We start from the raw sequence: 11,425 nt of genomic DNA on the forward strand, positions 1-11,425 counted from the left end.
CGCCAGCTCTTGACTTGACAGAGACAAAGCACACAATCCGATATCAACATTTATCCGGTATCCGGGAAAGCAATGCTGTTAACCACCAAATTCCTGAGGCCTGCTTCTGACCCCCGCGCTGTAAAGCGCGAACGCCTCAGCTCACTGCTGGCACCGAGCGCCCCCAAGCGCCTGAACCTTGTGATCGCACCAGCCGGGTTTGGTAAAACAACACTGGTGAGCCAGTGGTGTTCCCGTTCTACAGGGCCGATCGCCTGGCTGTCCCTGGATGAGCAGGACAACGAGCCACACCGGTTCTGGCACTACGTCGCCGCTGCCTTCGAGCATGCGGGCCTCACTGGACTTGAAACCTGTCATAAAAATCTTTCCGACAACGCAGACGACAATCTAAACGGTGCAATCACCGCGTTGATCAATGCACTTGCATCCGACGGTGGGCCCTGGATTCTTGTTCTGGATGATTTTCATTTCATTGCCAGCAACAAGATTCAGCAACAAATCGGCTACTTTGTGGACTACCTTCCTCCAGGCGTCACAGTTACTCTGGCATCCCGAACTGAACCTCCCCTTCCCCTGAGCCGCTGGCGTGTCAGCCGGTGGATACAAGAGATCCACCCCGCTTTGCTGGCCTTTTCCCAAGAGGAATCCCGTGATTTTTTCCACCAGACAATGGGGCTCGACATTTCAGAACAGGATGTAGAAGCAATTTTCAGCCGCACAGAAGGCTGGGTCGCCGCCATGCAGCTCTCTGCGTTATCAGGTAGTAACAGCACCCTGCTAAATGGCGAACATGCGAGCCCCGCCAGACAAAAGCCTTCACTCAGCATTGATGAGCGGCACATCAGCGACTACGTGCTCAGTGAAGTACTTGATAAGCAGCCTGATGAAATCGTTGCCTTTTTGCTGGATACCGCCAATTGCCCAAGGCTTTGCGCATCTCTGTGCAACGCCATCCGCAACACTGATGACGGTCAGGAAAAGCTGGAAACTTTGCTTTCTCAGAACCTGTTTCTGGTCCCGCTGGACAACCACAATGAATGGTTCCGTTACCACGACCTGTTCCGTGATGCGTTGCAACAGCGTATACGCTACACAGACTTCGCCCGCTCCCAGTTGCTCTGGCAACGAACGATAGAATGGCTTCTGGAGCATGGACAAGTTCAGGAAGCCATTGCGCAGATAGTGCGAAGGAAGGATTGGCCCTGGCTTGCGCAAGTTCTTTCGGCCCATGGCAACAACCTGATTCACGGAGGCTACCATTTGCCTGTGCTGGCCTGGCTCGATGCACTCCCTGCAGATCAGGTAGCCGAAAACGCACAGCTACAGATGCTGCGTATCTGGAGTCGCTTCTTTGCCAACCGGCTTGAGCAGCTGGAGCCGCTACTTTGCAGCCTTGAAGACTTACTCGATCGTCTTGTCGCAGACTCAGCTCCAGACGCCGAAGGCGCGTTGGGCCTGCAAAGTGAGATATCCCTTATACGCTCCTACCTCGCCCGGTCGCGAAATGATGAAAAAAGCGCCAGTGATCTTACGCGTCAGGTTCTTGCCGATATTGATCACACAAGAATCCCATTGAAATCGGTTACTTATTACGGGCTAGGACTCGATGACTATGGCAAAGGCGATCTCAAGGGCGCTGAGGAGTCCCTGAAATCCGCTGTCCATTACGGGCAGATTGAGCGCAAGCCCAGCACAGTTCTCTCCAGCGGCGGTTTGCTCGCCTGGATACAATACAACCGTGGCGATATGGACCTCGCGTTGGATACCTGCACTGAAATCCAGAGATGGGTAGGCCTCCACTATGCGGACCCGTCCCAGCCCAGACTGATTTCATGTTGGCTCAATGCCACTCTCACCGAGATCTACCGGGAGCGAAATCAACCACAGGATGCAGTTTTTCACCTTGCGCCTTTACTGGAACATGTAGCTCAGGGCACAGAGCCGGGGCAACATGTCATCATTCAACATGTCCGCGGGCACCTGGCCTTCAGTGAAGGCCGCTATCAGGACGCAATTGAGTTTCTTGAAGACGCGGAACAAATGGGCCGGAAGCGCAGAGAGCAGATTGTCTTTGAGCCTCCTGCCAGCGCAGCCCTATTGGCTAGGTGCTTCCTGGCAGCGGGCCAGACAATTCAGGCTCGCCGAAGCTTGGATTCACTGAATAGCAACCCCGCAACCAACCCACTGCATCGGGAACAGAACAGCATCAGCCTTGCCCGGCTTATGGTTGCGGAAGGTAAGCCAGAAAAGGCGCTGAAGGTGCTTGAGACAGTGATTCCGGAAGCCGAACGTAATGAGCATGTCCGGCACCTGGTAGAAGCGCTTCTCGTTTATGGTGAAGCTCTTGCTCTAGCCAATCAGGACCAACGCAGTCTAGAACAGTTCGAACGGGCCGTCGCCCTGGCAGCTGAGGCTGGTTTCGTTCGTCTGTTCGCTGAAGAAAGCCCGCATTTAAGGAACCTACTCCTTGATTTACCTGGCCTGAAGGCCCGCGGAAACTGGCAGCGAAGCGTAAAATCTCTGCTTAAAACCCACAAAGAGGTAAATAGGACAGACAGCGTCCAAGCGAGCCTTGCCGACCCTCTGAGCCAACGTGAGCTGGAAGTACTCGGACTGATTAACGCAGGCCATTCGAATAAAGACATTGCTGAACGCATGAGCGTTGCACCGGCAACGGTAAAGGCTCACATACGCAACATTTATGGCAAACTCGACGTTGGGCGCAGAACGGAAGCGCTTGCCCGGGCGCGGGAACTGGGCATTTTTACCCAATAGCCTGCAGAAGCTTTCGTGACACTCATCACGTTCAGCCAGAACTTTCACATCGCACTACGCCCTTTGGACGATTCGGCTAAGCCCCCTACTGCTTTATTATTGTGTCCAAGGGTAGGCAACTCCTCCCTCTGAATTCTGAAACTTCAGGCCTTCAGACTTCTTGTAAACCATTGTTTCTACACATGGGTTCTTCCAGGACCCCTTCGAATCAAGCCAGCCCTCGGGCTGGCTCTTTTTTTTCCTAACGCTCGATAATCCGGCGAAACGGTGGCAAAGAATCCAACAATAGTTGTCCATAGCGCCTGGCGACAATGCGACGATCAAGGATCGTAACCCGGCCGGTGTCCTCCTCTGTACGCAGCAACCGGCCAACCGCCTGTACGAGCTTGATGGAGGCGTCCGGCACTGTGATTTCCATAAACGGATTGCCTCCACGTTGACTAATCCACTCAGCCAGACCAGCTTCGATAGGATCATCTGGCACCGAGAAAGGTAGCCGCGTAATCACCACGTGGTGCAAATACTTACCGGGTAAATCGATACCTTCGGCGAAGCTGGCCACCCCGAACAACACACTCGGCCTACCCTCATCAATCCGGTTCCTGTGCTGCCGCAGAACCTCACCCCGGGACATGTCATCCTGGGTAACAATCAGGTCCGGGTAGTCAGGCGCCAGTGCATCCCGCACCTGATGCATCTGACGGCGAGAGGTAAACAATACAAGCGTGGCCGTCTCACCAGCCCAGGTTGCCGGAAGGCGCTTTATCAGTTCATCCGCAAACCCGTCATCAGTGGGCATACAAGCCATGGCTGGCACTTCAACGGTCGCCATCTCTCCGTACCGGAAGGAGCTGGGCACAACCAGCAAGCGGCTGGCTTCCGGTAATCCGGCTCTCGCCTGTAGCCGGTCAAAACGACCAAGTGCTGTCAGAGTCGCACTGGTAAGCACGGCGCCGTAGGCGCGTGACCAGAGCCTTGAATACAGCAGGTTATCTGCCAGTACCGGCGAGCTGAACAGCGTAATATCTTCGGCATGATCCCAGCGCTGCCGAACACTCCAGCGAGCCGGAGGTGGACTACGATTTATCCGCCCCCTGTTTTGTTGATTATCATCACCCGAGTCGTCACCAACACCCTGCTCGCTTTCATCTGGCGCTTTGCGGCCACCAACCTGCTCTGTCCACGCCGTCCAGAGACGCAACTGATCTTCAGCGCGGCTATGGAATGCACCGATAACCGGGTACCAGGCTTCAGCGGTATCGCGATCAATCTCGTGCTGTTTACGCTCATCAAAGGCGCCTTGCAGTTCATCCGCCAGAACACCCAGATGCCGTACCAGATTGGCGGTGGCAATCCTGCTTTCCGCAGCCAGATCTGCCAACGCTTCTGGCAGCTCTCCTTCCGGGTAACGCCACTGCGCTGAACGGCGCTCTTCGTTAAACTCCCACCCGGTATTCTGCTCGGCTTCCTCATAAACCCGCGTTAGAACAAGATCCACATCGCGTGCGGCAGTACTTATGCGATCAATGCTCTTGGCTGCCTGGGTAGCAGGCGCTAGATAAGGCTGCATTTTGGCCAATGCCTGGGATAACTGCTTGAGCCATTGGCGCGTGGAATTCAAAGGCACAGACGCCGCAAAATGGTTCAGTGCTTTGTCCGGCAAGTGATGGCCTTCATCAAAAATGAACAGCGCGTTCTCGGGCTCTGGCAATATGGCACCACCGCCCAAGGCCAGGTCGGCAAGCACAAGATCGTGATTGGCCACCACAATATCCACTTCGTCCAGATCTTTGCGGGCATCAAAAAAAGCACAGCTGTCAAAGTAGCTGCAGTGGCGGTTCGTGCACTGTCGGTGATCGGTTGTGACCTGGCGCCAAACATCATCGGGTATCTGCTCAGGCCAGTGATCGCGATCACCATCCCACTTTCTGGAACCATAGCTTGCCAGCATTTCCTCAAAGAATGCCCGGGTACCCGGCTCTTCGGTTCCGGGGTTATCCAGAAGGAATAAAGGCATGGTATCGCTGTCGCCATTGCCTTCTTCATGCAGCCGCGACTCCAGGCGCGACATGCACAGATATCGACCGCGACCTTTGGCAAGCGTCCAGGTGAAGTTCATCTTGCTGTGTTTTTTCAGATCCGGCAGGTCTTTCAGAACAATCTGATCCTGCAGTGCCACAGTGGCCGTAGAGATCACCAGGGTTTTACCCAAAGCCTTCGCGACAGGAATTGCTGCAATCAGGTATGCCAGCGTCTTACCAGTACCTGTGCCGGCTTCGACAACACATGCTGCAGGCGGAGAGGTACGCTGGCCATCATTTTCAGTGATATCACCCATATAGCGGGCGATTTCAGCGATCATCAGGCGCTGACCGTAGCGCGCCCGAATACCCTTGCCCGCCAATACGTCCCGGTAACCCTGCTGAATCTGGCTCTTGATGTCGTCGCTCAAAGCCATCAGCGCGGGCTCACCCAGTCACGAACTATGCCTACACGGAAGCTTCTGCCCTGTTTGCTCAGCACAACACCATCCTCAGTTACTTTCTCTACGGTAATGCCGGAAAAAGACTCTCCCTGTCGAAGGTAGTTTCCGTTGATCATCACCCGACTGGCATAGGGATCGGAAGAATAGATATGGCTGTTAAACATCAGGTCAGGAATACTCTTCTGGAATGAAAGCGGTAACTCTACAAGGTGCGGCACTCTTTCACGAATACCTGCGCGTGAATCGTCCTGGCTTGATGCCGGCACCTGCCGCTCCGAACGAATTGCAGGAGTAATTATCGTTGGCCGCTCCCGGACGGGTTCTGCTACCTGCTCCATCTCGGGCTCAGGTTCTGGCGGGGATACAACGGCCGTCTGCGCCTCCGGAAGATCTTCCGGGATTGGGCGAACAGGCGCACCGCCAGAGATTTTCGGCTCTGTAGATTCCGGTTTCAACGGTTGCTCCAGTGCAGGTTCAGCCTTAGCTATTGGCGCCTCCGGCTCGACTGGCAAATGGCTTGTGCGTTCCGGCCAGAAAACAACTGCCAGCACGCCAGCATTCACGAGTAACGCGAGCGCCACCCAGACCACTGGAGAGATCCGCCGCTTTTTGGGGCGGTGAATCAGCTGTACCTGTTGCCCGAGATCCGGCACCTTGCCCTGTCGGCGTTCCGTTTCTGATTTTCTGAGGGCATCAAGAATATAGGACATACCCTATTCCTCCCCCCCGGATCGGGATCGGGTAGCTGACAGCCTCGGAACATCTGCATTAAGATCGTTATTGATCTGAATGATCGTCATTGCACCTGCGATACCGTCGACTGTCAGGCCCTTTAATGACTGATACCAGCGCACCTGCTCATTCCCCGACAAGCGTTTGATTCTTGCGTTGTCGGCAAGGGACTCACTATGAGCGTCTGCGAGCTCCATCATGCGCCCACCAATCCAGAGCTCTTCGCTTGCACCCTCACCGTCGACCGGAGAACTTTTCTTATGATCAGGAAGCTGCCATAGCACCCGATATTCCCCAAACCAGTACGGCTCCAGGCTTGAGAAAGGCACCTGAACCGGCCCTGTGGGCAGGGTAATGTCGGCAAGCCCGCCATTGAGGTGTTGCAACACAACGTATCCACGATTACCTGCATCATCCTGAAGCAACAATATGGCCGGCCTATCCAGAAACATCAGGCTTCGCTGGCTACCCTGTCGTTCAAGGCAGCCGAGGCCGGATTCGCGAGCGAAATCGCAGGCGACCGGAAACGCCTGAGGACTGTAGTCGATGCCCCAGAGCTCAAACAGCCCTGTAAAAGCTTCCGCCAGGTTCTGGGCTTGCTCCGGGAATTCGAAAGAGAGCTCGCTCGGGGCAGCGTTCGCAAGGCGTTCGGCTTCAGTGAAAGGCAGCGCCACACCTGCCGCTTGTTCTTCCCCAGGCTGGTCCCCATTGTTATCGACAACCTGGCTTTCGGGCTCGCTTTCGCGCTGAACCGTCCCGCCTTGCTCCACGACTAACTCGTCCGATTCAGCTACCGCTTCTGGCCCGAACCATTGTTGATAGAGCCAGAAGGTGCTGATGATCGCCAGAACCAGCGATGCGGCGAGCATGAGATAACCGGAAAAACCCTGTTTACCTCCAGCCCGACCCGGCTTTGGCCCGAGATTGCTGCCACCGACTTCCTTTGCTGCCTGCCGGATATGTGCCGGTGTCAGTTCATGTTCACCTTCGGCATAAGCACCAAGAAGCGCACGGTCACTGATCAGATTGATCAGGCGAGGTATACCATTACTCAGGCGGTAGAGCTTACGGACGGCGGAGGGAGAAAACACGTCGCCCCGCATACCCGCCACTCCAAGTCGGTAGCTAAGGTAGGCGGGGAGCTCGTTGGGACTGATCGCATCCAGGTGGTAGCGGGCCGTTACACGCTGGTTCAGCTGTCGAAGCTCTGGGAGGGCCAGCATCTGCTGCAACTCTGGTTGACCCAACAACACGATCTGCAGCAGTTTTTTCTCGGCGGTTTCAAGATTGGTCAGCAGGCGCAGTTGCTCGAGCACATCGGCAGACAGATTTTGCGCCTCATCAATCATCAGAACCTTGTGCCGGCCGGCAGCATGGGCCGTGAGCAGGTCTCGATTGATCAGGTCCACCAGCTGTTTGATGCTGGCACCCGCCGGGTTGGTAATCTCAAGCTCGTCACAAATTGCAGCAAGCAATTCCCGCGCAGAAAGCCGGGGGTTGAGAATCAGGGCAATATCAACATGGGCTGGCGCATTTTCAATAAAACACCGGCTCACTGTTGTTTTACCGGTACCAACTTCTCCGGTAATGACAATAAAGCCGCCCTGTCCCTGAACACCGTACATAAGGTGCGCAAGCGCCTCTTTGTGACGTTCGCTCAGATAAAGGTAACGGGGATCAGGCGCAATAGAGAACGGCGGTTCTTTGAAGCCGAAGAAATCGTAATACATGGGCGTCCAGTAAAATGCTCAGGCACCGGGCTGATCGGGCAGTTGCCAAGCCGGGCTATTCAGCAGCGTATCATACCGCCCGCTTCGCAGGCCTGTCATCTCAGGATGGCGCGGAATCCACACTGTTTATCAGCCGAAGGTCCGCAGCGCTACGCCGGTTCTGTTGTTTCAAGCGCCGCACACAGCGCTCCAGGGTTTTTGAGATACGCGCATGGGAGCGAATCATTGAGATTTTTGGCCAGGTTGCGCGCTCTCCGGCCAAAATCATTTCACGCACAAATTCAGGCTTGGGATCGGCAAGCATGCGCCGGTAATGCTTGAAGCTGTATTTGGGCGCTATGGTTACGTCTCCGGAATAGCGTTGAGCCATGATGGTGTACATCTGGCCAGAGATCTGCCGAAGTAACTCAGGCTTGGCCCGTTTCCGAAGATAGTCAAAAACTCCCTGCCCATGAAACTGCAACTCGGATTTCATCAGGTGCCAGGGCAAGCTCGTCAGGGAGAGCTTTTCATCCTGACCACGGGCGTTTAAAAAAGGCACCACGTGCGGGTTGGTCTGACTAACGATGGTGAAGTTCACATCGTAGAGGTGCATTAAGCGGTCAATGGGCAGATCACTGACGACCGAGCCATCCACAAATTTGAGCCTGGGCATATACGGCAGCGCTTGCCCGTGAATGTCCTTTTTCATCAAAGTAACCGGCGGAAAAATACCTGGCACCGCGGCACTGGCAAGCGCTGCGCTCCACACCATAAGGTATGGCGATGTATAACCGGAAAGCAGCCGCGCCTTCTGATGCGCCTGAACCGGCGAAACACTCATATTGATCGAACGGCCGGTGCGCAGATAGGCCTCTTCAAACGTATACTCGCCTATGTTGGTTCTCAGGCAGGTACGCAGCTGATCCTGATCCATCAAACCGCCCCCTCGCATAGCGCTTACCAGCCCGCGCCATTTCCAGGCTTTAAGGTTATGGTTTTCAGGGACCAGCATTTCAGGGATTTCGGCATCTGTGTGCACACCTAGCATTCCGGCGATAATTGCACCAATGCTTGAGCCTGTCACAACCTGTGGAAGCAGGCCCTTTTCCCAAAGCGCCTTGATCACACCAAAATGGAACATGCCGAGGCTGGCACCACCGCTTAACAAAAGTGTCGGCCGCCCATAACTTGTCAGGGTGTCACGAAAAAACTGAAGCTTATCGGCAACGGGAAAGCCCGGAACCGGGTTATCACACAGGAAGTCCAGGGCTTCGCACACCTGGGCAATGTACTCTTCGATCAGGTGTTTGGTACCAACTCTGGAGTGAGTATACAGAGCCGGGTTGCCCATATTACCGAGGTCATGATGCAGCCCCTCACGCAAAGCCCGCTTCAGGCGATCAAAATCATTTTGCTGGCGATACTGTTTGATATTGCTCAGGCGATCATAGAGCAGCTCATAGTTATAGAACTCCGAGGCGAAATCCTCTTTCCACTCGGCATTGCCTTCAAGAAAGTCGAGCTCAAGCGCTGCGGCTTTCCAAACCTCATAGTTCGGTGCTTCATCCAGCATCTTGCGGAACTTTTGAACCCTTGGATCTTGCAGCACCGTGTCTCTCCTTCAACTGTCCGTCAGGATCAGAAATCGTCAAGCATCAGCTCTTCATCGTCATCGCTGGCGAACGGGTCCCGAGTCACCTTACCGTCGTTTATCAGAAACTCTCTGCGTTGCAGGAAAGCGTTACGGACAAAAATATAGGTATCGCCGGAAATAAAACCTTCAGCCGGAATCAGGTCTGCCCGCTTATCCACAACCTGAAGGCCCCGCGCATAATAGTTATCCGGGCTATCAACGTTGTCCCACAATGAGGGGAGCACAAAACCGTCTACACCGAACCCGCTTAGATGGCGTGGGCTGGAAGGGCCGAGAAAGGGCAGCATCAGATAAGGGCCAGAGCCAGCACCCCAGTGTCCCAGAGTCTGCCCGAAATCCTCAGGCCTTTCCGGCAGGTCAAATGCAGTCGCCACATCAATCAACCCACCAAGACCGAACACTGTGTTATAGGTAAACCGGCCGGCGGCAACAACTGCAGACTCACCCTTCAGTTGCAGCACACTATTGGTGAAATTGCGGACTTCTGAAAGGTTATTGAAGAAGTTTGTTATGGCGCGGTCAGCAAACTCGGGCATAAACGTGCGGTAGGCCGTGGCTACCGGCTTAAGAGCCCAGCGGTCAATGGTATCGTTAAAAGTGTAAACCTTGCGGTTCCAACTTTCATAAGGGTCGTCAGCGCTTACCTGAACAGCCGAGCCATCGCGGGCCGGCTCTTGCGAACTCTGAGCCATGACGGGCTGTGCAGACATTCCAATAGCCAACACGGCCACCAGCGGCGTGGCCAACAACCAGCCTCGGGGTGAAAAATTTGTCATGGTCAACTCTTGGGTTGTTGATTTTGCTTTGCAGCAGCGCTAACGCGCCGCTGCATAACAGTCAGCGACGGCGCACGACAACACTGCCAATGGAATAACCGGCACCGAAGGAGCAGATCACACCCGTATCGCCGGTTTTCAGATCATCTTTGTGTTTGTGGAATGCAATGATTGAACCTGCCGAGCTGGTATTCGCATATTCATCAAGAATCACCGGAGCCTCATCCTCTGCCGCGTCGCGGCCAAGCACCCGACGGGCGATAAGCTGATTCATGTTCAGGTTTGCCTGATGCAACCACATTCTGCGCAGATCTTCAGGTGCCAGCGACAAACTTTCAAGATGATTCTGGATAGTTTCAGCAACCAGAGGTGAAACTTCCTTGAATACTTTACGACCCTGCTGAATAAACAGTTTATCCGGTTTGCCCACACCGGCTTCATCAGCCCGGTTCAAGAAGCCGAAATTATTCCGGATATTGTTGGAAAAGGTCGTTTTCAATCGAGTGCCAAGAATCTCAAACCCCTGCCCTGCCGGGGCATTTTCCTCACGCTCAACCAGGATGGCTGTACAGGCATCGCCAAAAATAAAATGGCTGTCGCGATCACAGAAATTCAAATGGCCGGAGCAGATTTCAGGGCTGACAACAAGAACAGCTCGCGCCGAGCCATTCTCCACGGAGTTAACAGCTGCTTGCAGGCCAAATGTCGCTGAGCTGCAGGCTACATTCATATCGTAGGCGAAGCCATCTATACCCAGAGCTGACTGAACTTCGATAGAAACCGCAGGATAGGCACGTTGTAAGTTGGAGCAGGCTACGATAACCGCGTCCACATCGCTGGCTTTCTTTCCTGCCTGAGCCAGTGCTTCGTTACAGGCCACAACCGCCATATCACACTGAACCGAAGGCTCGTCATTACCACGTTCAGGAATGTAGGGCGCCATCCGCTTGGGATCGACGATACCCGACTTGTCGATAACATGCCGGCGCTTGATACCTGAAGCTTTTTCTATAAACGCCGAGGACGAAGGCTGAAGTGCCTCAACCTCACCACTCTCAATCTCTTGGGCATGTTCAGAGTTGTACATCTCGACAAACTGGTTGAATGCTTCAACCAGCTCATCGTTATCAATGGTTGCCGGCGGTGTATACAGGCCGGTTCCGCTAATGACGGCTTTAATCACGCTAACCCCACGTCATGAAGATGGAAACAGAAGGACAGGAATATCGTACTTTCGGAAATACTAACACAGTCCCGGGGATTTGCCCGCCCCGCAGAAGCCACTACAAAA

General features: G+C 54.4%; 7 protein-coding genes. 1 reads left to right on the plus strand and 6 read right to left on the minus strand.

Annotated features, from left to right (window positions below; all coding sequences use genetic code 11):
- The first annotated feature begins 72 nt into the window (after positions 1 to 72).
- Positions 73 to 2,775, plus strand: a complete 2,703-nt coding sequence (locus tag Q4501_RS09980) for a LuxR C-terminal-related transcriptional regulator (protein WP_303596067.1) — start codon at positions 73 to 75, stop codon at positions 2,773 to 2,775.
- A gap of 241 nt (positions 2,776 to 3,016) precedes the next feature.
- Here the strand turns inward: Q4501_RS09980 and dinG are convergent, their stop codons facing one another.
- From dinG to Q4501_RS10010, 6 genes are all read right to left on the minus strand, one after another.
- Entirely contained in the window at positions 3,017 to 5,233 is a 2,217-nt protein-coding gene (gene dinG / locus Q4501_RS09985) for an ATP-dependent DNA helicase DinG (protein ID WP_303596068.1), read from the minus strand.
- Complete coding sequence (locus tag Q4501_RS09990; RefSeq protein WP_303596069.1) at positions 5,233 to 5,970, minus strand: general secretion pathway protein GspB; 738 nt, start codon at positions 5,968 to 5,970, stop codon at positions 5,233 to 5,235. The genes dinG and Q4501_RS09990 overlap by 1 nt, the downstream gene beginning before the upstream one ends.
- 3 nt (positions 5,971 to 5,973) lie before the next feature.
- Positions 5,974 to 7,722, minus strand: a complete 1,749-nt coding sequence (locus Q4501_RS09995; RefSeq protein ID WP_303596070.1) for an ExeA family protein — start codon at positions 7,720 to 7,722, stop codon at positions 5,974 to 5,976.
- A 100-nt stretch (positions 7,723 to 7,822) separates the two neighbouring features.
- Complete coding sequence (locus Q4501_RS10000; RefSeq protein ID WP_303596071.1) at positions 7,823 to 9,313, minus strand: DUF3336 domain-containing protein; 1,491 nt, start codon at positions 9,311 to 9,313, stop codon at positions 7,823 to 7,825.
- A gap of 29 nt (positions 9,314 to 9,342) precedes the next feature.
- Entirely contained in the window at positions 9,343 to 10,050 is a 708-nt protein-coding gene (locus tag Q4501_RS10005) for a VacJ family lipoprotein (protein ID WP_303596203.1), read from the minus strand.
- Positions 10,051 to 10,195: 145 nt separating this feature from the next.
- Complete coding sequence (locus Q4501_RS10010; protein ID WP_303596072.1) at positions 10,196 to 11,317, minus strand: beta-ketoacyl-ACP synthase III; 1,122 nt, start codon at positions 11,315 to 11,317, stop codon at positions 10,196 to 10,198.
- Positions 11,318 to 11,425 lie beyond the last annotated feature (108 nt).

The sequence above is a fragment of the Marinobacter sp. 2_MG-2023 genome (assembly GCF_030546935.1).
In the GTDB taxonomy this organism is placed as follows: domain Bacteria; phylum Pseudomonadota; class Gammaproteobacteria; order Pseudomonadales; family Oleiphilaceae; genus Marinobacter.